Source organism: Williamsia herbipolensis, from assembly GCF_036153515.1.
Taxonomy (GTDB): Bacteria; Actinomycetota; Actinomycetes; order Mycobacteriales; family Mycobacteriaceae; genus Williamsia_A; species Williamsia_A herbipolensis.
This window is the reverse complement of record NZ_CP108021.1, coordinates 2,356,675-2,379,588: the sequence shown is the minus strand read 5'-3', so window position 1 is coordinate 2,379,588 and position 22,914 is coordinate 2,356,675. Positions and strand designations below refer to the sequence as shown.

Sequence of the window (22,914 nt, the reverse complement as noted above, 5' to 3'; positions counted from 1 at the left end):
TCAGCTTTCAGCGCTCGATCATCTGCATCTGGGCCTCGTTGTGATGGGCTCCGGCGGCGGGCGGGAGTGAGTCGAGCCGTTCGAGTTGGTCGGCGGTCAGCGTGATCCCGTCGGCGCCGACGTTCTCCTCCACGCGCTCGCGTCGCTTGGTGCCCGGGATGGGCACGATGTGCTCGCCGCGGGAGAGCAGCCACGCCAGCGCGACCTGACCGGTCGTCGCACCGACCTCCGCGGCGACGGCCTCGACGATCCCGACCAGTTCGAGGTTGCGCGCGAAGTTCTCGGCGACGAAACGCGGGTTATCGGCGCGGAAGTCGTCTGATGCGATCTGGTCGACGGAGCGGATCTGGCCGGTGAGGAACCCGCGTCCCAGCGGCGAGTAGGGCACGAATCCGATGCCCAACTCGGCCAAGACCGTGAGGACACCGTCCTCCGGATCGCGCGTGAACAACGAGTACTCCGACTGCAGCGCGGTGATCGGGTGCACGGCATGCGCTCGACGAATGGTGCCCGCGCTCGCCTCCGACAGGCCGAGGTACCGCACCTTGCCCTCGGCGACCAGTTCGGCCATGGCACCGACGGTGTCCTCGATGGGCGTGTTCGGGTCGACGCGGTGTTGATAACAGAGGTCGATGTGATCGACGTCGAGCCGACGCAGCGAACCTTCCACCGCCGCGCGAACATTCGCGGGACTGCTGTCGGCGCCGTCGCCCCCCCTGGTGGGAGATGAGGCCGAACTTGGTGGCAAGCACGACCGCATCGCGATGCCCCTTCAGGGCGCGACCGACCAACTCCTCGTTGATGTACGGCCCGTACACCTCAGCGGTGTCGATCAGCGTGACGCCAAGGTCGATGGCGCGATGAATGGTCCGGATCGACTCGTCGTCGTCGCTGCCCGCTCCGCCGTAACCGTGGGACATGCCCATGGCGCCGAGTCCGATTCGTCCTACTTCGAGTTCCCCGAGGGTGGTTGTCCGCATGTCCCCGTTGTACTCCGCTGCGCCCGAACGCGAAACGGCGCCGCTCCCGGCTTCGGGGGCGGCGCCATTCGTGGCGAACGACAGTGTCAGCGGCGCTTGAAGATGATCGCGGCGACGATGCCGGCGATCACGGCGAAGACGCCGGCGAGCAGTGCCGGGTTCGTGGCGGCCTTCTCGACGTCGTTGCTGTCGATGCTGCGGATGTTCGACGCCACCTTGTCGGCGACCTCGTTGACCTTCTTCTCCGCGTTCTCGGCGACGTCCTTGGCCTGGGCCTTCGCGTCGGCCGCGGCGTCCTTGGCCTTGTCGGCGACCTCGGAGGCCTTCTCCTTGGCGTCGTCGGCGGCGCTCTCGGCCCTGGCCTTCGCGTCGGCCGCGATGTCCTTGGCCTCTTCCTTGGTGCCCTGGGCGGCATCCTTCACCTGACCGGCGACGTCCTTGGCCTGCGCCTTGGCGTCGGCAGCGGCGTCCTTGGTCTTGTCGGCGACCTCGGAGGCCTTGTCCTTCGCCTCGTCGGCGACATCACCGGCGGCGTCGGCAGCCTTGTCCGCGGCGTCGGAGACCTTGTCGCCGGCCTGCTTGGCCTTCGCGCCCGCCTTGTCCGTGGTGCCCTCGGCCTTGAGGTCGTCGTTGTCGGTGGCGTCGCCGACGGCCTTCTTGGCCTCGCCGGCCACTTCCTGTGCCTTGTTCTGGGCCTTGTCGATGAAATCTGCAGCCATGGGAATCCACTCCTTTGTGATCACCGGGCCCGCTGGGTTTCGAGCCGCTCTCGTAGTACTTGTCTGTTGAGTCGTAACGGACAGCCGATGTGCACGAACTCCCCACCGTGATACGTATCACGGTGAGGAGTCGGCCCGCTCACTGCGTTCCCGGCGCCGGGCGAGGAGTCCGGCCAAAGAAGAGGCTCAGCCTCGCAGGGTGCCCGTCAGATGCGGGTAGCCCTTGCTGCGGTTGAGGACCGACACGTCCCAGCCGCCCTCGGTCGTGTCGACGTAGCCGTTGACCTTCGCCGGGAGCAGGATCGGCTTGCCGAACTTCGCCTCGTAGGTCACCTCGTCGGGGAGGTAGGCCTCCACGTTGGCGAGCACGGCGGCCGCGGTCCACATGCCGTGGGCGATGGCCCGCGGGAACCCGAACGCCTTCGCGGTCAGGTTCGCCATGTGGATCGGGTTGCGGTCACCGCTCGCCGCGGCGTACGAGCGGATGCGCCCGAGATCCACGGCCAGCGTCACGTCGGGCGCCGGGGGACGGTGGTCCTTCGGCGGCGTCGACTTCGGTCCACCCGACAGCGACGTGCGCTGCTGCTTGAGCAAGGTCGAGGTCTGCTCGGTGACCAGCTCGCTGCCGACGCTGATGCGGCTCACGATGTCGACGAGCATGCCCTTGCGGTGCTCGCGGAGGTTCTCGGCGTGCGTGGCGATGCTCAACGGCTCACCCAGCGCGATCCGGCGAACGCGTCGGATGCGGTTCTCGAGGTGCACCGACCCGACGGCGCCGAACGGGAACGCCGGGGCGACCATCGTCTGCATCATCAGCGGGAACTGTGCGACGAACGGGTAGGTGAGCGGGAGGTGCTCACCGAACTGCTGCCCGGTCGCGGCGCAGTACTGACGCACCTTCTCGGCATCGGTCTTGAGCGCCGACACCGTGTAGACGGTGTCGGGCAGGGTGGCGTCGGGACGGACCGAACCGCCCTTGCCGATACCGGGCAGCATGCCCAGCACCGCGCTGCGGTAGACGTCGGCGGTCGCCGGGAGCGACTTCAGTGCAACGGTGTTGGCCATGTCAGGCGCCCAGCAGAGCCTGGCCGCACACGCGGACCACGTTGCCGGTGACAGCCGACGACGCCGGGTTGGCGAAGTAGGCGACGGTCTCGGCGACGTCGACGGTCTGACCGCCCTGCTGCAGCGAGCTCATGAGGCGACCGGCCTCGCGGGTGGCCAGCGGGATCGCGGCGGTCATGGCGGTCTCGATGAATCCGGGCGCCACGGCGTTGATGGTGATGCCCTTCTCGGCGAGGACCGGCGCGTAGGCGTCGACGAGGCCGACGACACCGGCCTTCGAGGTGCCGTAGTTGGTCTGGCCGCGGTTGCCCGCGATACCCGCGATCGACGAGACGTCGATGACCGCGCCACCGGACTTCAGTGCGTCGGCGGCGACGAGGTCGTCGACGAGCTTCTGCGGTGCGATGAGGTTGACGGAGATGACCGAATCCCAGCGTCCGGCATCCATGTTCGCGAGCAGCTTGTCGCGGGTGATGCCGGCGTTGTTGACGATGATGTCGAGGCCGCCGTGGCGCTCCTTCACGTGCTCGGCCAGCTTGGTGCCGGCGTCGTCGGCGGTGACGTCGATGGGGAACGCGGTGCCGTTGACCTTGTTGGCGGTCTTCGACAGCGCCTCACCGGCGGCCGGGATGTCGGCCACGATGACGTGCGCGCCGTCACGGGCGAGGACCTCGGCGATGGTGGCGCCGATACCGCGCGCGGCGCCGGTCACGACCGCGACCTTGCCCTCGAGCGGCTTGTCCCAGTTCGCGGGGGCGGTGGCCTCGTCGGTGCCGACGCGGATCACCTGGGCGTCGACGAAGGTCGACTTCGCCGACAGGATGAAGCGCAGTGTCGACTCGAGACCCGACAGGCCGGTCGAGGCGCCGGGCGCGACGTAGACGAGCTGAGCGGTCGACCCCTTGAGGAGCTCCTTGCCGAGCGAACGGGTGAAGCCCTCGAGCGCGCGCTGGGCGACCCGCTCGTTGGGATCGGTGATCAGCTCCGGGGTGGTGCCGATGACGATGAACCGCGCGCAGGGCGTGACCGACCGCATCACGGGGTTGAAGAACTCGTAGATCTCCTTGAGGTCCTTCGGCGAGGTGATGCCTGTCGCGTCGAGGACCACGCCACCGAACTTGTCGGCCGACTTGCCGGTGGTGTTGTTGCTGATGACCTCGTAGTCGGGCGTCGAGAGCATCTCGCGCAGGGGCTCGATCAGACGTCCCGAACCACCGAGCAGCACCGGACCGGTCAGCGCCGGGTCCGACGGCTTGTAGCGACGCAGCGGCGGCGGGACCGGCAGACCGGCCTGCTTGGCGAGGAACGCGCCGGGAAGTGAATGAACGAACTGCGAGTACAGGCCGGTGTTTGCCACGTCATGACTCCTTGTTGGTTTGGTTTTTCCCCACCCCACCCTGCGTGTGCGCATTGGCACCCGGCGGGGTTCGACAAGTAACTTACTCGCGAGTAAGAATACGCTATAGCTTCCAACCGACACCCGGGGAGATCCGCAGTGGCAACAGCAGCAAAATCCAAGACCAGCGCCGCCAAGGCGAAGACCGTGCGGCCCGTCGCGATCGTCGGCGGCAACCGCATCCCGTTCGCACGGCAGAACAAGGCCTACGCCAAGGCCAGCAACCAGGACATGTTCACCGCGGCCCTCGACGGCCTGGTCAGCCGGTTCAGCCTGCAGGGTGAGCGCCTCGGTCTCGTCGCCGGCGGTGCCGTTCTCAAGCACTCGCGCGACTTCAACCTGATCCGCGAGTCGGTGCTCGGCTCCTCGCTGTCGCCCTACACCCCGGCCATCGACGTCCAGCACGCCTGCGGCACCGGTCTCTCCGCGGTGTCCCTGGTCGCCGACGGCATCGCGACCGGCAAGTTCGACGCCGGCATCGGCGGCGGCGTCGACACCACCTCCGACGCCCCCATCGCCGTGTCCGAGCCGCTGCGCCAGGCCCTGCTGGAGGTCAACCGCGCCAAGAGCACTGCCGACCGCGTGAAGGGTGTGCTCGCGCTGCTGCCCAAGCTCGGCATCACGATCCCCCAGAACGGTGAGCCGCGTACCGGCATGTCGATGGGCGAGCACGCCGCCATCACCGCGAAGGAGTTCGGCATCAAGCGCGCCGATCAGGATGCGCTGGCCGCCGCGAGCCACCAGAACATGGCCAAGGCCTACGACGAGGGCTTCTTCGACGACCTCATCACGCCCTTCCTCGGTCTGACCCGCGACGAGAACCTCCGCGCCGACAGCACCGTGGAGAAGCTCGCGAAGCTCAAGCCGGTCTTCGGTGTCGGCCTCGGCGACGCGACCATGACCGCGGGCAACTCGACCCCGCTCACCGACGGCGCCTCGGCCGTCCTGCTCGCCTCCGACGACTGGGCCGCGGACAAGAAGCTCCCCGTCCTCGCGCACCTCGTCGACGTCGAGACCGCCGCGGTCGACTACGTCAACGGCCCCGACGGCCTGCTGATGGCCCCGACCTACGCCATCCCGCGTCTGCTCGAGCGCAACGGCCTCACCCTGCAGGACTTCGACTTCTACGAGATCCACGAGGCGTTCGCCTCGGTCGTGCTCTGCACCCTCGCGGCGCTCGAGTCCGACGAGTATTGCAAGGGCCGGCTCGGACTCGACGCCGCCCTGGGCTCGATCGACCGCAGCAAGCTCAACGTGAAGGGTTCCTCGCTCGCCGCGGGTCACCCCTTCGCCGCGACCGGCGGCCGCATCGTCGCCCACACCGCGAAGATGCTCCACGCCAACGGCGGCGGCCGCGCACTCATCTCGATCTGCGCCGCCGGCGGTCAGGGCGTCACCGCGATCGTCGAGGCCTGATCGTCACGCACGAATAATCGCAGGTCACCGGGCCGGGAAAAATTCTTTTCGGTTTGTGTAACGCCCGGCCCGGTGCCCTCGATATCCCACATAGCTTCGGCTGAGCTGCCAGACCCCCGACCCGGCAGCTCGGCCGAAGTTTTTTGTGCCCGTGGCGCCGAAACGGACTTAGGTTAGCCTTACAGTCATGGGAACAGTGTTCGGCGCCGTCGTCGCCATCTCCGACCCCGCCCCGCGTATCCGTCGCCTCGTGTTCGACGTGCCGTCGCTCGCCGATCTCGGACTGCCCGGCGACGGCGACGACGCCGTCGGGATCTACTTCCCCGAACCCGGGAAGGCCGCACCGCCGGCGATGGAGTGCCGCGACGGCGTCTGGGCCTACTTCGATCCCGACACCGCCCCGCACGGCCGCAACTACTCGATCCGCACCGCCGGCCCCGGACCACGCCAGATCACCGTCGACATCGTGCTCCACGAGCGGGGGATCGCCAGCGACTTCGCGCGGTCGGCGTCGATCGGCGACCAGGTCGTCCTCGCCCACGCCCGCAGCTGGTATCACCCCGACCCTGCCGCGCAGTGGCAACTCCTCGTCGCCGACCTGTCCGGTCTGCCCGCCCTCGCGCGGATCATCGAGGAGTGGCCCGGTGACACCCCGGGGATCGCGATCGTCGAGGTCGCCGACGAGGCCGACCTGGCCTACCTGCCGTCGCATCCCGACGTCACCCTCATCACCTCGGTCGGCACCGGCAACGGCTACGCCGCCAGCGCGCTGGCCGACCGCATCCGCTCCCTCGAGCACCCTGCGGGACGCGGCTACTGCTGGTTCGCCGCCGAGGCGTCGGAATCGCGCGCGGTACGCAAACACCTGCGCCGCGACCACAGCTGGGCGCGCGAGCAGTACGACATCATCGGCTACTGGCGGTTCGACTCCGAGACCTGGGACAAGAAGTTCGAGTCGATGAGCGACGAACTGGTCGCGGTGTACTCGCAGGCCCTCGCCGACGGCAAGGGCGACAAGATCGCCTCCGAGGAGTTCGATCTCGCGCTCGAACGCGTCGGCCTCTAGTCCCGCGTGGTCGCCACGTTCGACCCTCCCGATCTGACCGCCGAGGGGGTCGCGCCGCCGGACGCCGCCCTGACCCGCCGGCGCTGGATCGGTCTCCTCGTCGTCGTCGCGAGCCTGGTGGTGATGGTCATCGCCAGCCTCGCGATCGGCACCCAGTGGGTCGGTCTGGGGACCGTCTGGCGGTCGGTGGTCGACTACACCGACACCGGCGATGAATGGATCGTGCACGACCTGCGCATCCCCCGAACGGTGCTGGGCATCGTGGTGGGTCTCTGCCTCGGACTGTGCGGCGCGCTCATCCAGGGGATCACCCGCAACCCGCTGGCCGACACCCAGATCCTCGGGATCAATTCCGGCGCAGGTCTGTTCGTCGTCTCGGCCATCGCGTTCGGTGGTCTCACGTCGCTGATGTCCTACATCTGGTTCGCGTTCCTCGGAGCGCTGGTGGCCATGGTGTTCGTGTTCCTCGTCGGTATGACCGGCCGCACCGACGCCACGCCGGTGCGCGTCCTGCTCGCCGGTGTCGCGATCGGTGCGGTGATGGACGGGATCGGCTACACCATCCGCCTCCGCAACCCGCGCGCGTTCGACAAGCTCCGCTTCTGGGACGCCGGCGCGTTCGACGGCCGACCGCTGTCCGTGGTGTGGGCGATCCTGCCGTTCGTCGTCGTCGGGGTGCTGCTGGCGATCCATGTCAGTCGTTCGCTGAACGCGGTCGCCCTCGGTGACGACCTCGCAGCGGCCATGGGCGGCAACGTGATCCGCACTCGCGTGCTCGGGCTCGTCGCCGTGACCCTGCTCGCTGGGTCGGCCACCGCCGCCGCCGGCCCGATCGGCTTCGTGGGACTGATGGTCCCGCACGCGGTGCGCTGGTTCACCGGTCCCGACTGGCGGTGGATCTGCGCGTACTGCATCGTCGCGGCCCCGTCGTTGATGCTGGCCGCCGACATCGTCGGCCGCGTCGTCGTCGCGCCGGGTGAACTCCCGGTCGGGATCGTCACCGCGTTCCTCGGTGCGCCGGTGCTGATCTGGCTCATCCGTCGATCGAACGCGACCGGCCTGTGACGCCGCCGATCGTGTCCAGGCAGGGGCGTTCGACGCCGCGTCCCGAGTCGGGCGACGACATCGACTTCGGGCACCGCCAGCTCGTCCTGCGACGCGGCCGGCACGTGTCGATACGTGCGTCGGTCCGGACCGTCGTCGCGCTGTCGGTCCTGGCGGTCGGCGGTGTCGTGCTCGCCGTGTTCGCTCTCGGCATCGGCGAATACCCCGTCTCGCCGATGGACGTCGTGCGCGTCGTCACCGGCCAGGACACCTCCTTCACCCGTGTCGTCGTGCTCGAGTTCCGGATGCCGCGCATCCTGCTGGCCCTGGTGATCGGTGCGGCGCTGGGGGTCTCGGGCGCGATCTTCCAGGCCCTGACCCGCAACCCCCTGGGCAGCCCCGACGTCATCGGGTTCACCACCGGCGCCTACACCGGCGCGCTGGTCGCGATCGCGGCGTTCGGCGGCGGCTACTACCTGACCGCACTCGGGGCCACGATCGGCGGACTCGTCACCGCTCTCGTCGTGTACCTGCTGGCCTATCGCAACGGCATCGCCGGGTTCCGACTGATCATCGTGGGTATCGCGATCGGTGCGGCCCTCAGCTCGGTGAACCAGTGGATCGTCATCCGCATCAAGCTGGCGCAGGCCGTGACCGCGTCGATCTGGAACCAGGGCACGCTCAACGGACTCGACTGGGATCAGCTCTACCCGGTGCTGGTGTGCGTGGTGATCGCCGTCGCCGCGTTGCTCGCGATGGGGCCACAGCTGCCGATCATGCAGATGGGCGACGACGCCGCGGGTGCGTTGGGCGTGCGGCCCGAACGGGCACGCGTCGGGTTCTTCGTGATCGGTGTCGTGCTCGTGGCGGTGGCCGCCGCGGCCGCCGGACCCATCTCCTTCGTGGCCCTCGCCGCCCCGCAGCTCGCGCGCCGGCTGACGGGGGCGCCGGGGGTCAGCCTCGTCTCGGCCGGGGTCATGGGCGCGTTCCTGCTCCTGCTCAGCGATCTCGTCGCCCAGAAGATCGTCGCCCCGGCGCAACTGCCGGTCGGCGCGGTGACGGTGTCGGTGGGCGGTCTCTACCTCGTGTATCTGCTCGTCGTCCAGGCCAGGAGGGCCCGTTGACCGACATCACCCTGGGAGCCCGGGACCTGTCCCTCGGCTACGGCACCGACCTGATCGTCGGCGGGCTCTCCGTCGACATCGTCCCCGGCGCGATCACCGCGATCGTCGGACCCAACGCCTGCGGGAAGTCGACGCTGCTGCGCGGGTTGGCCCGCCTGCTGCGCCCGGCGGGTGGACAGGTCGTCCTCGACGGCGCCGACATCGCCACACTCAATACGAAGGACGTCGCCCGCAAGCTGGGTCTGTTGCCGCAGTCGTCGATCGCGCCCGAGGGCATCACCGTCGCAGATCTCGTCGCCCGCGGACGATTCCCTCATCAGAAGCTCTTCCGGCAGTACTCCCGCGACGACCAGGCCGCAGTGCGGGACGCGCTCGCCGCCACCGGCATCACGTCCATCGCCGGGCGGCCGGTCGATGCGCTGTCGGGCGGGCAGCGCCAACGGGTCTGGGTCGCGATGGTGCTCGCGCAGCAGACCCCGCTGATCCTGCTCGACGAGCCGACGACCTTCCTCGACATCGCCCACCAGATCGAACTGCTCGACCTGTTCGGTGACCTCAACGCCGAGGGCGACCGCACCGTCGTCGCCGTCCTGCACGACCTCAACCACGCCTGCCGCTTCGCCCACCACATCATCGCGATGAAGGCGGGATCGATCGTGGCGCAGGGTGATCCGTCCGAGGTGATCACCGCCGGGCTGGTCGAGGAGGTCTACGGACTGCGGTGTCGCATCATCGACGATCCCGAGACCGGGACGCCGCTGGTGATCCCCCGTGCCTCGCGCCGGACGACATGAGCAGCCGGGATGACGCGCGCACGCCTGCCGTCTGGTTGGCTCACCTGGTACGAGCGAGGCGCGCGACGCATCACGCGGGCCGGGAGAGGCGGGTGGCGAAGGGTGGTCGGGTGCGTGTGAGCGGCGGTGCGGTCCTCCGGCGCACCGTCACACGCAACGCACGGTGGCTCGTGGGTGGATCGACCCTCATCGCGGGGTGGCAGCTGTGTGAGGTGTCGGTGCCGATCCTCATCGGCGTCATCGTCGACCGCGCGGTGTCGACGGGATCGTTTGCGGCGATCGGCTTCTGGATCGCGGTGCTGGCGGCGCTGTTCGTCGTGCTGACCACGCTCTATCGCCTCGGTGCCCGGCAACTGATGTTCGGTATCGCCCGCGAGTCGCACCTGCTGCGCGACGAGCTCAGCGCCCGGGCGCTCGACCGCGACGGCATCGCCGCACCGGCGGGTCGGGCGGAGGCGTTCTCGGCGGGCGAATTGCTGTCCATCTCGACCACCGACGCCGACAACACCTCCTACGTCATCGATTACGTCCCCAGGGTCGTCAGCGCGGTGGTCGGCACCCTCGCGTGCGGCATCGTCCTGCTGTCCATCGATCTGGTCCTCGGAGCGCTCGTCCTCATCGGGATCCCACTGGTGGTGCTCGGCCTCCAGGTCACCGCCCCGATGATCGCCCGACGCGTCGAGGCGCAGCAGGACGAGGTGGGACGCACCTCCGGCATGGCCACCGACCTCGTCAGCGGGTTGCGACCGCTGCAGGGGATCGGTGCGACCGGTGCCGCCGCCGACCGCTACCGGCGCTCGAGTCGCGCATCGCTCTCGGCATCGTTGCGCGCAGCCCGTATCCAGAGCGCACACGCGGGTGCCGCGGCCGCCGCGGGCGCGCTGGCGGCCATGGGTGTCGCGGTGGTGGCGGTGTACGTCGCCCTCTCGGGCGACATGGGCGTCGGCGCACTCATCACCGTCATCGGTCTGGCGCAGTACCTCATCGACCCGTTCGCGGTGCTGGCGATCGTCCCCAGTTGGGTGGCCGAGGCCCGGGCGAGCGCCAACCGGGTCGCGCAGGTGCTCTCGGCCCCGTCGCTGCGTGCCGATCCGCCGACGGGCCCGCCGCAACCGGCGGTCTCGGAGGACGGGCGCCGTCCCGCGGTGAGCGTGCGGTGCGGAGCGCACGACGTGCTCCCGGGGCTCCGACTCGACGTCGCCGCAGGCGAATTCGTCGCCGTGGTCGCGCCGGCGGCGCGCGACGCGGTGGCGCTGATCGATCTCCTCGCCGGTGCCCCGGGTGGCCCGGTCGGCACGGTCGCCGTCGGCGGCAGACTTCTCGAGGACATCGCGCCGGGCGCCCGCAGCGCTGCCATCGTGGTCGAACACCACGACAGCCACCTGTTCACCGGGACGCTGGGCAGCAACATCCTGTGGGGCGCGGCGACGGGCCGTGACCGGGCCGAGGGCCGATCGGCCGATGTGGTCTCGGCGCTGGCCGCGTCGGCGGCCGACGAGGTGATCGCGTTGTATCCGAACGGATTCGATCATCCGGTCACCGAACGCGGGGCCAGCCTCTCGGGTGGGCAGCGACAGCGGCTCGCCCTGGCCCGAGCCCTGATCGCCGCGCCGGAGGTGCTGGTCCTGCACGATCCGACGACCGCGGTGGACGCGGTCACCGAGCAGGAGATCGCCGACGGTCTGCGGACCGTGCGCGGTGAGAAAGGCCAGACCACCATCGTCGTCACGAGCAGTCCCGCGCTGCTCGCGACGGCCGACCGGGTGGTCCTGGTCGTCGACGGCGCCGTCATGGCCGAGGGATCCCACGCCGATCTCGTCCGCGCGCGGACCGACTATCGAGAGTGGGTGTCGCGATGACCATCCCGGACGTCGCACCGATCCTCCCGGTGTCACGCTCGCGTCGGACGATGGCGTGGATGCGTGCCGACCTGGCACGCCGACCCGGCACCGTCGTCGTCACGCTGCTGGTCGGGGTGATCGCGGCCGCGGCCGCGGTGGTCCCCATCTATCTTCTCGGTGTCCTCGTCGACCGCGTCCGCGACGACGCCGACGCAGGCGAGATCTGGCCGCTCGCCACGGCGATCGGTGTCGCTGCGCTGGTCGCCGGCGTGGGCACCGGTTTCTCGACCTATCTGGTGACCAAGCTCGGCGAGGTGCTGTTGGCCGATCTCCGCGAGTCGGTCCTGCGGCGGGCCCTGACCCTCCCGGCCACCACCATCGACGAGTCCGGGCGCGGCGACCTGCTGTCGCGGGTGGGCGCCGATGTCGGCGCGATCGGCAAGGCGGTCTCGCAGGTGCTGCCCACCGTGATCAACGGTGCCTTCCTCGGCGTCCTCAGCCTCGTCGGGATGCTCGGCCTCGACTGGAGGTTGGGTCTCGTCGGTGCGCTGGCCCTTCCGGCCTACGTGGTCGCGGTGCGCTGGTACCTCCCCCGCTCGGCACCGATGTACCGCGACGAGCGGGTGGCGATCGCCGCACGCGGGCAGGTCATGGTCGAGTCGCTGCAGGGCCTCCCGACCATCGACGCCTACGAACGGCACGACCATCACGTCGACGCGATCAGCACCGCATCGGCTCGCGCACGGGACATCTCGATCGCGGTGTTCGCCCAGTTCACGCGATTCAGCGGACGGATCAACCGCGCGGAGTTCATCGGACTGGCGGCGATCCTGATCGTCGGGTTCGCACTCGTGCGCGAGGGTGAGGTGACCGTCGGTGCGGTGACGGCCGCGGCGCTGCTGTTCCAACGACTGTTCAACCCGGTCGGCACGGTGATGTTCAGCTTCGACGAGGTGCAGGCGGCCGGAGCCAGCCTGTCGCGACTCGTCGGCATCCTCGACATCACCACCGGCCCCGAAACCACGCCCGGCCCCGACAATCCAGAGACGACATCATCGACGCCCGTCGGGGCCGAGGTCGAGGTCCGCGACGTGCACCACGCGTACCACCCCGACCGTCCGGTGCTGCGCGGGGTGTCGTTGCGCATTCCCGAGGGCACGCGCACCGCGCTCGTCGGGTCCACCGGTGCCGGCAAGACCACCCTGGCCGCCGTCATCGCCGGGATGCTCACGCCCGGTGCGGGTTCGGCGCTCATCGGTGGGGTCGCGGTGACCGACATCGATCCCGACCGCCTCCGCGACCACGTGGCGACGGTGACGCAGGAGGTCCACGTCTTCGCCGGACCGCTCATCGACGACCTGCGACTGGCTGCGCCCGAGGCGACGCGGGAGCGGGTCCTCGCGGCACTCGGTGCCGTGGGTGCCCGGGACTGGGTGGATGCGCTGCCCGACGGCGTCGACACCCGGGTCGGGGAGGGCGGGCTCGCACTGACCGCGGCGCAGGCGCAACACATCGCGCTGGCGCGCCTGGTGCTGCGCGATCCCCGGGTGGTGGTGCTCGACGAGGCGACGGCCGAGGCGGGTAGCGCCAGCGCCCGCAGCCTCGAGGACGCCGCCCTCGCGGCCACCGACGGTCGGACCACCCTCGTCGTGGCGCACCGACTCACCCAGGCCGCGACGGCCGACGCGATCGCGGTGATGGAGCACGGCCAGATCGTCCAGTTCGGCTCTCACACCGAGCTGTTGGCCGATGACGCCGGTCGGTACGCGCAGTTGTGGCGGGCATGGGAGACCGACGGCACCGGTCGGTGATCGTCGGTCAGGCGCCGGCGAGGTCGGCGACGGGCTTGCCCGTGAGCGCGTTCGACAGCTGCGGGACGACGACCTTGATCGCATAGAGCAGGGCGTCGGGACCGCTGTAGGACAGCGCTCCGGCCAACGGTGAATCGAACTGCGTGTAGAGCGTGCGGTCCTCGCGCACCACGTTCAGGCGCGTGAACGCCGGCGACGACGCGAGCTGCGATCTGGTGGCTCCCTCGACGAACAGCACGTCGCGGTCGAGCAACCCGAGCTTCTCCTCCGACACGTCGCCCACGGTGTCCTGGGCACCGAACCCGAGTGCGTCGAACAGGGCGCGTCGGGGGTCGTTGGCGCCGAGAAGGTAGTGGCCGCCGTTCTCGGGGCCGTAGTCGACGACGAGGGTCTTGCCCGCGAACTCGGGATGGGCGGCTTTCGCCGCGTCGATCGCGCCGGTCACCTTCGTCACCAGGGCACGGGCCTGGGCCTCGCGGCCGAGAGCCTTTCCGGTGGTCAGCAACTGGACGTTCCAGGGCGTCTCCTCGTCCTTGTACTCGGCGGACTGGATGACGGTCGGCGCGATCTGGGAGAGCCGGTCGTAGGTCTTGCGGTCGATGGTCTCGTAGATGGCGAGGATCAGGTCGGGCTTCGCCGTGGCGATCTCCTCGTAGTTGATGCTGTCGCCCTGCATCGCCGGGACGCCCTTGCCGCCGGTCTGCGCCTGCACCCACGGGAGTGTGTCGTAGCTGTCGAAGAAGGCGCGGGTCGTCACCGGCACCACACCGAGCGCCAGGGTGAAGTCCTGGTCGTTGTAGCCCACGGTGACAACACGTTTCGGGTCGGCGGGCACCTTCGTCTCGCCGAACTTGTGCGCGATCGTGACGGTCGGTCCGGATGCCGTGGTGTCGGAGCCGCTGCCGCACGCCGACAGTGTGGCGACACCGACGAGACCGGCAACGATCAGGGCGAGTACGCGATGACCGCGTGGTGAGTTCAGGTTCATGGACGTTACTTTAGGTTATGATTACCTAACTTCGACCGATCGGGCGCCCTGAGCGGTCCTGCGACCGCGTCGGCGCATGATGGAGTGATGGCCCTGCCCTCTCACGGTCGCTTCGACCACTCCGCCATCGGCGACCGACCGCAGTTCGACTGGCCGGGCGGTGCGCGCCTGGCCGTCTACGTCGCCGTCAACTGCGAACACTTCGCCTACGACTCCGGCTCGCCGGGGCTCGGCTACACGCCGGACATGGATCAGCCGAACACCTACAACTGGGCGTGGCGCGAGTACGGCAACCGCGTCGGCGCATTCCGTCTCGCGGATACCCTGCGCCGCACCGGGATCCGACCCACGCTGCTGGTCAACACCGAGGTGTACGAGCACGCGCCCGAGGTGATCGCCGCCTTTCGCGCCCTCGACGCCGACGTCGTCGCCCACGGTCGCACCAACTCGACCCAACCCAACGCGCTGACCCGCGATGCCGAACGCACCGAGATCGACGCGGTGTACCGGGCCATCGAGTCCCACGAGGGCCGTCCGCCGCGGGGCTGGATGAGTCCGGGCGCGAACCCGAGCCGCGTCACCGAGGACCTGTTGGCGGAGAGGGGTTTCGCCTACACCCTCGACTGGCCGGTCGACGACCAACCCGTGTGGTTGAGGACCGACGCGGGGCCGCTGCTGAGCGTGCCCTATCCGCACGAGGTGAACGACCTACCGGTGTTCGTCCACCACCACGCGACGGCCGAGACCTTCGAGCGCATGATCGTCGACTCGTTCGACGAACTGCTCGAGAACGCACGAGCGCAGCCGGTGGTGTTGTCGATCTCGACGCACACGTTCCTCACCGGACAGCCCTACCGGCTGCGGCGCTTTCGGGCGGCGCTCGAGCACATGACGTCGCACGCCGACGGTGTGTGGTTCACGACCGCCGGCGACATCGCCGACCACTATCACGGACTGTTCCCGCCGGACTGAGCGCTCGCGGTCAGGGGATGCCGATGTCGGTGATCGCCTCGGCAGCACGCCGCTGCTCCGCGGTGAGCTGACCCGGATCGACCGGCCTCGCCGTCTCCCACTTGCCGTGCACTGGGCAGCGCTGCCACCGGCTGCCGCCGAGGCGCACCGCCTTGAGCGAGACCATCGGGACCCAGATGGTCGAGTAGAGCCCGCCGGAGGCGCACCGTACGACTGTTCTTTTCACACTGTCGATCATTCGCCTGCCGAACGATCAGCGCAAGGCGGTCAGATCCCGTACAGCCGTTCCCAATTGGTCGTACTGGTCAATTCGGGCATCGCCGATCGGTACTGCTCGGCCACGGCAGGCGCCTCGCGACGGAACCGCAACGACAACCGCACGAGGCGATCGGTCATCTCCCGGGCGAGGTCACGACGGTAGCGCCGCTCGCGACACCCGTGCTGCGAGGCGTCGGTGACGAAGACGTGGTCGAACTGCCCGACATGCCACCAGGCGGCGTCCTCGAACGACACCGCCACCGGGCCGCCGATCAACCGGCCGCGCGCGTGGGCCGCCGCGCGCTTGGCGAGCACGGCGTTCTCCCACCCCGGCTTCGGCGGCGGAGCGGCCCGACGGATCGGCACCGATGCAGGCACCGCGGTCATCGGCGTGATCACGGTCTCGGCGAACCGCTTGCGTTCGGCGTTGATCTCCGCGAGTGCCGCCGCGCCGCCGTCGTCGAGAACCGAAGGGCCGTCGAGGAAGTCGTTGAGCGCGCGCAGCTGGGTGTACGCCAGGCCGTACTGCAGGCTCACGATCGACTTCACGATGTCGCGGCCGAGTTCGGAGATGACCGCGTCGGCGGCGAACCCGGGCTCGAGCGCGGCGGTGATGAGGCCGTTACGGGTCGCGAAGTAGTGCGCGAAGCCGTCGACGTCCTTCCAGTAGAAGTCGGCGTGCCAGACCCCGGCGCCGGGCAGGGTCACCGTCGGGATACCCGACCGCGCCGCACGCAGACCGTATTCGACGTCGTCCCACTGGAAGAACACCGGCAGCGGCATGCCGATCCGTGCCACGACCTCGGCGGGGATGAGGCACGTCCACCAGCCGTTGTACTGCGCGTCGATGCGGCGGTCGGTGATCTTCTTGAGCATGTCCTTGTTCTGCTGCGCGTACTTGTCACCCGCGACGCCGCGGCGCAGGGTGACGAGATCGACGCGTTCGGCCGACGCCAGCAGATAGGTCGGGTTGTGCAGGAACAACATCTGCGCCCCGACGATCGCCGGTGACTCGGTCATCGACGCGAACGCGCCGAGTCGCAGCACGGTCTCCGGCTCGCACAGGATGTCGTCGTCCATCAGGATCACGTCACCCTGCGGGTTGCGCCGCACCGCTTCGAGCAGTCCGCGGCTGAAACCGCCTGCGCCTCCGAGGTTCCCCTGCTGGATGTAGTGCAGCTTGTCGCCGAACCGGGGGCGCACCTGTGCGAACAGTGGGTGGCCGTCGACGGTGTCGGTGCCCTGATCGACCACCCAGACGCCGTCGACCGCCGCCATGGCCTGATCGTCGGACGCCAGCGCCGCGACCGTCTCCGCGCACTGCGGGACGCGGTTGTGGGTGCAGATGGCGACCGAGACGGGGCGCTGCGGGCCGACCGCGATCACCGACCACTCGACCGAGTCGACGCGGGCCGCGCCGTCGATCGCCTCGAAGCTCAGCCACATCGCGCCGCCGTCGGCGAAGACGTTGAGCGGTGCGTCCATCGTGATGGTCTGTGGTCCGTCGACGGCCGGGTCGGTCAGCTCGACCGCGTCGACGATGCGGTGGTGGCTGCCGATGTCCGACGCCATCAGCACGGCCCGGAAATGTGCCGACGCGTGGACCCGCAGGCTCACGGTGACCGTCGAGGCGGTCGTCCAGCGCTGCCAGTAGCTGGCGGGGAAGCGGCCGAAGAACGTGTTCATGTCGGCGCGGGCGCCGCGCTGCAGGTGGAGGGTCGAGCGCGTCTGATCGCCGCTGCCGTGGCGGACCACCGCATAGAGGGCGGCGTTGGCGACGGGGGTGGTGCCCGCGAACAGCCCGCGGGCGACGACCCGCCGCCCGTCGGGCGTCTCGGTGCCGGGCTCGTCGTGGACCGGTCGGGGCGCCGTGTCAGGGGAGGTCACCGTGGCAGACTATCGCGAACCCCCGAGCGGGCAGTGGCGTCGCCGGTGGGGCAATGTTGTCGCCATGAGCGACCAGCACAACCGCGCCCGGATCGGTGTCATCGGGGGAACGGGCTTCTACTCCTTCTTCGATTCCGACGCCGAGCAGATCGAGATCGACACCCCGTTCGGCGCGCCCAGCGCGCCGGTGTCGGTGGGCACCGTCGACGGTGTCGACGTCGCGTTCGTCCCCCGACACGGTCTGCGCCACGAGTACCCGCCCCACCGCGTGCCCTACCGCGCGACGATGTGGGCGCTGCGATCGCTCGGCGTGCGCCAGGTGCTCGCGCCGTGCGCCGTGGGAAGCCTCGTCGCCGAGATCGGACCCGGGGCGGTGGTCGTCCCCGACCAACTCGTCGACCGCACCTCCGGACGTGAGCAGACGTTCTTCGACACCGACGCCGTGCACGTCAGCTTCGCCGACCCGTACTGCCCGCAGCTGCGGGCCGCGGCGCACGAGGCCGCGGTCGCCGTGCCCGCGAAGCCGCCGGTGGTCGACGGCGGAACGATGGCGATCGTGGAGGGACCGCGCTTCTCGACCCGCGCGGAGAGCCAGTGGTTCGCGCGGCAGGGCTGGACCCTGGTCAACATGACCGGCCACCCCGAGGCCGTCCTCGCCCGGGAACTCCAGATGTGTTACGCCCCCATCGCTCTCGTCACCGACTACGACGCCGGTGTCAACGCAGGGGAGGGCGTGTCGGAGGCCGATGTGTACGCCGTCTTCGAACGCAGCCTCGCCATGCTGAAGGGGTTGCTGACCCACGCCGTGGCCCTGGTCGACGCCGAGGGTGAGTGCGACTGCGCCGCAGGCGGACACGACCTCGCAGCACTGCTGCCGGGCCTGTCATGAGTCGGGTCCTGCTCACCGGCGCCGCCGGGTTCATCGGTTCGCACATCCGTCGCCAGCTGCTCGAGCGCGGCCACGACGTGGTCGCCGTCGACGGCATGATCCCGGCCGCGCACGGCCCCGACGCACAGGCGCCCGATGGCGTCCAGGTCTCCAATCTCCGCACGGCCGACATCGATTCGATGCTCGACGGCGTCGACGTGGTATGCCACCAGGCCGCGATGGTGGGCGCCGGGGTCGACGCCCGCGACGCCCCGGACTACGCCGCCGACAACGATCTCGTGACGGCCCGACTGCTCGCCGCGATGTACCGCGCGGGCTGTGCGCGCCTGGTGCTGGCGTCGTCGATGGTCGTCTACGGCGACGGCACCTACACCGACGCGGTGGGCGCCGCCGTCGACCCGCCGGCCCGCACGACCGAGGCGCTGGAGGCCGGACACTTCGAGCGCTACCTCGCCGACGGCACCCCGGCGCAGTGGGCGTTGACCCCGGAGAGTGCGCCGATCGCGCCGCGCAGCTACTACGCCGCGAGCAAGGCCGCGCAGGAGGCGTTCGCCAAGGCCTGGACGCTGGAGACCGGCGGCTCGGTCACCGCTCTGCGCTACCACAACGTCTACGGCCCGCACATGCCGCGCGACACCCCGTACGCCGGTGTCGCCGCGATCTTCCGGTCGCAGCTGGAGAACGGTCAGGCGCCGACGGTGTTCGAGGACGGCGGTCAGATGCGCGACTTCATCCACGTCGACGACATCGCCCGCGCCAACGTCGCCGCGATCGAGAACACGCCGCCCGGGTTCGATGCGTTCAACGTCTGCTCGGGACACCCCATCACCATCGGTGAGGTCGCCCACGAGCTGTGCCGCTCGATCGACGGCCCCGAGCCGGTCACCACCGGACGGTTCCGACCCGGCGACGTCCGGCACATCGTCGCCGATCCCGCGCACGCCCGCGAGACCCTCGGGTTCACCGCCCAGATCACCCCGGCCGACGGGATCCGCGAGTTCGCGACCGCACCCCTACGGGACTGAGCCGGCCCCTCCTCACCAGTGGGTGCGGACGATGCTGTTGATGAGCAGTGCCGTGAGGACCTGGGCGGCGAGCCAGAACCGCTGTTGGCGCGGCGGGAGCAGCGCGGTGGTGGTGAGGATCCAGGCGCCGAACGGGAGCCAGATGCGTTCGGTCTCGGCCTTGCTCAGCCCGCTGAGGTCGGCGAGCGCCATCGCGAGCAGCCCGGCGAGGCCGAGGATCACGACCGCTTCGCGGCGGGCGATCGGACGCCGGCGCAGGGCGCGGCCGAGGCCGACCACGGCCGCGGGGCCGACCGCACACATCGACGCCGCGAAGTTCGCCCACACCCAGTAGGAGTACGGCCGCTTGCTGGCGATGCCCTGGTAGTAGCGCTCATAGACGAGGTGGTAGCCGTCGAGCCACCAGAATCCCGCGGCGGCGAAGACCGCCACGACGATCAGGGCGGCGGGGATCGCCCACAGGAGCGGCCGCCACGCGCGCGCCACGATCAGCGTCGCGACGGCGATGACCCCCATCAGCGTGAGTCCGTAGTTGCAGAAGATGCCGAAGGCCAGCAGCAGACCGGCCCCGATGCCCGCGAACGCGCGGATCCGCGCGCGGTCGGTGGTCGCCGACACCGCCAGCAACGCGATCCCCCACGCGACGACGCCCATGAAGTAGCCGTCGGCCGACACCCCGATCCACACCGCGCCCGGGGTGACCGCGGCGAACGGTGCGAGGCGTCGGGCGGTGGTCTCGTCGGCGAGGCAGCGCACCGCGATGCAGAGCGCCATCACCGCGCTGGTGCCGACCACGATGCAGAAGACCCCCGCCCGGGTGCCGGTGCCCAGGCCCACGCGGTCGAGCAGCACGAAGCTCAACAGAGCCCCCACGGGATGTCCGGAGACATGGGTGGGCCACGAGTTCGGTTGGAAGTCGAGGATCCGCGAGTCGAACGAGGAGATCAGGCGGCCGATGTCGGTCACGCCGCGTGCGGTGGGGAGGTACTCGTCGGGTCGGTCGAGCTGGGTGGAGATGCCGCGGGTCCACCCGTCGATGAGGGCCAGGCTCAGGGTCCACGCGATGCCCACGATCCACGTGACCGCCAGCAGGGCCCGCCAGCGCAGCGTGCGCGCGACCCAGGGGCCGAACGCGATCACCAGCAGCCCGATCGCCACCGCGACGGCGGTGCTGTAGTTGCCGTGCGGCTCCACCCCACCGAACAGCGGTGGCGCGAGCACGAAGATGTTGAGTTTGAGTTCCGGCGAACCGTAGAACGGGACGAGTATCGACGTGAGCAGCAGCGCGGCCGCGGCGAGGATGGCGGCGGTGTCGCGGAACCACCTCGGCCGTCCGGCGGGTGACGCACCCCGCGGCAGCTCCTCGCGAATGTCCGTTTCGTCGCTCTGTGTGGCCGTCACCGCTCCAATCTAGGCATCGAGCGCCTCGATTCGGCCACGACGCCACCGCAGCGGGGTGCGCGGTGGTCACGTTATGGTTCGAGCATGGCCTTTTCGCGGCGCGACACCGGTCCGAGCCAATAGCCTCGGACACGATGGACACCCCTGCCTGTACGACCCCGGCTGTTGCGGCCACAGTCACGGTCGTCATCCCGTGTCGCGACGAAGCGCGTTCCCTGCCCGATGTGTTGGCCCGGATGCCGGAGGGTTATCACCCCCTCGTGGTCGACAACGGCAGCACCGACGGCACCGCCGAGGTCGCCACCGCACACGGCGCTGTCGTTGTGTATCAACCGGTTCCGGGATACGGGAGCGCGGTGCACGCCGGCGTGCTCGCCGCCGGCACCGACATCGTCTGCACTATCGACGGTGACGGATCGATGGATCCGGCCGACCTGAAAGCCCTCGTCGCACTCCTCGACGGCGGCGCCGACCTCGCTGTCGGATGCCGCAAACCGGTCGAACGCGGCGTGTGGCCGCTGCACTCACGTCTCGGAACGCTCTGGGCGGCGCGACGTTTGCGGCGCACGCTCGGCATCGACGTCCACGACATCGGACCGATGCGCGCCGCGCGCCGGAACCGACTGTTGGAGTTGACCATCGAGGACATGCGCTTCGGTTATCCGGTGGAGTTGCTGGCACGTGCCGCCGACGCCGGCTGGACGATCGCCGAGACCGACGTGTCCTACCGTCCGCGCACCGCGGGGACGTCGAAGGTGTCGGGATCGTTCGTCGGATCGGCCCGTGCCGCTCGCGATTTCCTCGGAGCACTGAGTTCGGGGACCCGGTCGTGAGCGCGTCGCGCGCGATCCTGGTGGTCGCGAAGGCACCCGTGCCCGGGCTGGTGAAGACGCGCCTGATGGCGGGGTATTCCGCGACCGAGGCCGCGACGCTGGCGTCGGCTGCCCTGCTCGACACCCTCGACACGGCGTTGTCGGTGCCCGAGGCGATCGTCGTGGTGTCGCTGGCCGGTGTGATCGACGACGCCGTCGGATCCGACGATCTGCGCACGCGTCTGTCTCGAACCACCGTGGTGGAACAGCACGGGGACACCCTGGGGGATCGCCTCGACCGCGCTCATCGCGACGCGGCCGCGCAGGTGGGCGGCGGTCGGGTGATGCAGATCGGGATGGACACGCCCCAGGTCACGGTGGAACTGCTGGTCAGTGGGCTCGATGCGCTCGACGACCACGACGCCGCGCTCGGCCTCGCCACCGACGGCGGCTGGTGGGGACTCGCCGTCTCGGGTGCCCGCGGGGCGCAGGTGCTGCCCGGTGTGGCGATGTCGCAGTCGGACACCGGTGAGCGGACTGCCGACGCGCTGAGGCGTGGAGGATGTAGCGTGGCGTTCCTGAAGTCCTTGACCGATGTGGACCATCCGGCGGACGTGACCGAGGTGGCCGAGACCTGTGCCCCGACGAGCGCGTTCGCGCGGATATCCGCCGAACTGAGATCGGCGGTGGCCCATGAGCGTTCCTGACGAGTTCTCCCCGGAAGCGAATGTCGGTCACGGCGCAGTCGACCTGTCCGACGAGATCCCCCATTTCGACGACGCCTTCCTCGACGCCGTACGCGGACAGAACAGTTGGCTGCGGCTGGCGGACGGCACGCGGACCTGCCTACCGGTGACCCGGTGGTTGGGCACGAGCGGCGACCATGAGGACGCCGCCTTCGACCGTCACATCGCGCGGATGTGTTCGGGCCCCACCATCGATCTCGGGTGCGGCCCGGGACGACTGGTGAGCGAGCTGATCGAGCACGGCGTGTGCGCCCTCGGTGTCGACCGCAGCGCCCGCGCCATCGCGATGACCCGCAAGCGCGGCGGTGTTGCGCTGCGCCGCAGCATCTTCGAGCGGATGCCCGGTGAGGGCGGCTGGCATCACGCGCTGCTGATCGACGGCAACGTCGGCATCGGCGGCGACCCCCACGAGGTGGTGCGTCGGGCGGCTGACCTCGTCGCGCCCGGTGGCACCGTGATCGTCGAACTCGAGTCCGGTGTCGGCTCGGCGCCGGGGTGGAACGGGTCGGTCTGGTCGGGCGCGGTTCGCGTCGAGTCGCGCAACGTCGCCGGGCCCTGGTTTCCCTGGGCACGCGTCGGGGTGGGCGCGGCACGCGAGATCGCCGAGCGCGCCGGTTTGCAGATGGGCACCGCCCACGTGATCTCCGGACGACACCTCGTCGAGCTCGTCCGCCCCTGAT

General features: G+C 69.9%; 20 protein-coding genes and 1 pseudogene. 13 read left to right on the top strand and 8 right to left on the bottom strand.

Annotation, left to right across the window (positions count from 1 at the left end; genetic code table 11):
- Window positions 1–7: 7 nt before the first annotated feature.
- From OG579_RS10680 to OG579_RS10665, 4 genes and pseudogenes are all read right to left on the bottom strand, one after another.
- A pseudogene (locus OG579_RS10680) lies at window positions 8–980 on the bottom strand (aldo/keto reductase).
- Between the two features lie 86 nt (window positions 981–1,066).
- Window positions 1,067–1,699 (bottom strand): CsbD family protein, encoded by a 633-nt coding sequence (locus OG579_RS10675; protein WP_328855918.1) that lies wholly within the window; start codon window positions 1,697–1,699, stop codon window positions 1,067–1,069.
- A 186-nt stretch (window positions 1,700–1,885) separates the two neighbouring features.
- Window positions 1,886–2,764: a MaoC/PaaZ C-terminal domain-containing protein gene (locus OG579_RS10670; protein WP_328855917.1), complete on the bottom strand. Its 879-nt coding sequence runs from the start codon at window positions 2,762–2,764 to the stop codon at window positions 1,886–1,888.
- 1 nt (window position 2,765) lies between these two features.
- Window positions 2,766–4,175, bottom strand: a complete 1,410-nt coding sequence (locus tag OG579_RS10665; RefSeq protein WP_328855916.1) for a 3-oxoacyl-ACP reductase — start codon at window positions 4,173–4,175, stop codon at window positions 2,766–2,768.
- 84 nt (window positions 4,176–4,259) lie between these two features.
- Here OG579_RS10665 and OG579_RS10660 point away from each other — a divergent pair, with 84 nt between their 5' ends.
- From OG579_RS10660 to OG579_RS10630, 7 genes are all read left to right on the top strand, one after another.
- Window positions 4,260–5,576, top strand: a complete 1,317-nt coding sequence (locus OG579_RS10660) for an acetyl-CoA C-acetyltransferase (RefSeq protein ID WP_045821313.1) — start codon at window positions 4,260–4,262, stop codon at window positions 5,574–5,576.
- A 187-nt stretch (window positions 5,577–5,763) separates the two neighbouring features.
- Window positions 5,764–6,642 carry a siderophore-interacting protein gene (locus OG579_RS10655; protein WP_328855915.1) on the top strand — a complete coding sequence of 293 codons (879 nt, stop codon included), beginning with the start codon at window positions 5,764–5,766 and terminating at the stop codon, window positions 6,640–6,642.
- A gap of 6 nt (window positions 6,643–6,648) precedes the next feature.
- Window positions 6,649–7,707: a FecCD family ABC transporter permease gene (locus tag OG579_RS10650; RefSeq protein ID WP_408068661.1), complete on the top strand. Its 1,059-nt coding sequence runs from the start codon at window positions 6,649–6,651 to the stop codon at window positions 7,705–7,707.
- A gap of 11 nt (window positions 7,708–7,718) precedes the next feature.
- On the top strand, window positions 7,719–8,810 hold the full coding sequence (locus tag OG579_RS10645) for a FecCD family ABC transporter permease (RefSeq protein WP_328855914.1): 1,092 nt from the start codon (window positions 7,719–7,721) through the stop codon (window positions 8,808–8,810).
- A complete protein-coding gene (locus OG579_RS10640; protein ID WP_328855913.1) occupies window positions 8,807–9,604 on the top strand; it encodes an ABC transporter ATP-binding protein in 798 nt (265 codons plus the stop codon). The genes OG579_RS10645 and OG579_RS10640 overlap by 4 nt, the downstream gene beginning before the upstream one ends.
- 110 nt (window positions 9,605–9,714) lie before the next feature.
- Complete coding sequence (locus OG579_RS10635; protein ID WP_328855912.1) at window positions 9,715–11,463, top strand: ABC transporter ATP-binding protein; 1,749 nt, start codon at window positions 9,715–9,717, stop codon at window positions 11,461–11,463.
- Window positions 11,460–13,256, top strand: coding sequence for an ABC transporter ATP-binding protein (locus tag OG579_RS10630; RefSeq protein ID WP_328855911.1), 1,797 nt, complete (start codon window positions 11,460–11,462; stop codon window positions 13,254–13,256). Before OG579_RS10635 ends, OG579_RS10630 begins: the two co-directional genes overlap by 4 nt.
- A gap of 7 nt (window positions 13,257–13,263) precedes the next feature.
- Here OG579_RS10630 and OG579_RS10625 read toward each other — a convergent pair whose 3' ends face one another.
- On the bottom strand, window positions 13,264–14,244 hold the full coding sequence (locus tag OG579_RS10625) for an ABC transporter substrate-binding protein (RefSeq protein WP_328855910.1): 981 nt from the start codon (window positions 14,242–14,244) through the stop codon (window positions 13,264–13,266).
- Between the two features lie 87 nt (window positions 14,245–14,331).
- Here OG579_RS10625 and OG579_RS10620 point away from each other — a divergent pair, with 87 nt between their 5' ends.
- Window positions 14,332–15,216, top strand: a complete 885-nt coding sequence (locus OG579_RS10620; protein WP_328855909.1) for a polysaccharide deacetylase family protein — start codon at window positions 14,332–14,334, stop codon at window positions 15,214–15,216.
- A 10-nt stretch (window positions 15,217–15,226) separates the two neighbouring features.
- Here OG579_RS10620 and OG579_RS10615 read toward each other — a convergent pair whose 3' ends face one another.
- Both OG579_RS10615 and OG579_RS10610 read right to left on the bottom strand, forming a co-directional pair.
- Window positions 15,227–15,442 (bottom strand): hypothetical protein, encoded by a 216-nt coding sequence (locus OG579_RS10615; RefSeq protein WP_328855908.1) that lies wholly within the window; start codon window positions 15,440–15,442, stop codon window positions 15,227–15,229.
- Between the two features lie 41 nt (window positions 15,443–15,483).
- Window positions 15,484–17,361: a glycosyltransferase gene (locus tag OG579_RS10610; protein WP_328855907.1), complete on the bottom strand. Its 1,878-nt coding sequence runs from the start codon at window positions 17,359–17,361 to the stop codon at window positions 15,484–15,486.
- Between the two features lie 64 nt (window positions 17,362–17,425).
- Here OG579_RS10610 and OG579_RS10605 point away from each other — a divergent pair, with 64 nt between their 5' ends.
- Together OG579_RS10605 and OG579_RS10600 are read left to right on the top strand one after the other, a co-directional pair.
- Window positions 17,426–18,250 (top strand): S-methyl-5'-thioadenosine phosphorylase, encoded by an 825-nt coding sequence (locus OG579_RS10605; protein ID WP_045821376.1) that lies wholly within the window; start codon window positions 17,426–17,428, stop codon window positions 18,248–18,250.
- Window positions 18,247–19,275, top strand: a complete 1,029-nt coding sequence (locus tag OG579_RS10600; RefSeq protein ID WP_328855906.1) for an NAD-dependent epimerase/dehydratase family protein — start codon at window positions 18,247–18,249, stop codon at window positions 19,273–19,275. The genes OG579_RS10605 and OG579_RS10600 overlap by 4 nt, the downstream gene beginning before the upstream one ends.
- Before the next feature lie 12 nt (window positions 19,276–19,287).
- On the opposite strand, the gene OG579_RS10595 is transcribed toward OG579_RS10600, so the two are convergent.
- Window positions 19,288–20,676 carry a hypothetical protein gene (locus tag OG579_RS10595; RefSeq protein WP_328855905.1) on the bottom strand — a complete coding sequence of 463 codons (1,389 nt, stop codon included), beginning with the start codon at window positions 20,674–20,676 and terminating at the stop codon, window positions 19,288–19,290.
- 134 nt (window positions 20,677–20,810) lie between these two features.
- On the opposite strand from OG579_RS10595, the gene OG579_RS10590 reads away from it, so the two are divergent.
- Genes OG579_RS10590 through OG579_RS10580 form a run of 3 tightly spaced genes read left to right on the top strand, consistent with a single transcriptional unit; the run spans window position 20,811 to window position 22,913 of the window.
- On the top strand, window positions 20,811–21,509 hold the full coding sequence (locus tag OG579_RS10590; RefSeq protein WP_328855904.1) for a glycosyltransferase family 2 protein: 699 nt from the start codon (window positions 20,811–20,813) through the stop codon (window positions 21,507–21,509).
- A complete protein-coding gene (locus OG579_RS10585) occupies window positions 21,506–22,195 on the top strand; it encodes a TIGR04282 family arsenosugar biosynthesis glycosyltransferase (protein ID WP_328855903.1) in 690 nt (229 codons plus the stop codon). The genes OG579_RS10590 and OG579_RS10585 overlap by 4 nt, the downstream gene beginning before the upstream one ends.
- Window positions 22,182–22,913, top strand: coding sequence for a class I SAM-dependent methyltransferase (locus tag OG579_RS10580; RefSeq protein WP_328855902.1), 732 nt, complete (start codon window positions 22,182–22,184; stop codon window positions 22,911–22,913). Before OG579_RS10585 ends, OG579_RS10580 begins: the two co-directional genes overlap by 14 nt.
- Window position 22,914: the final 1 nt, after the last annotated feature.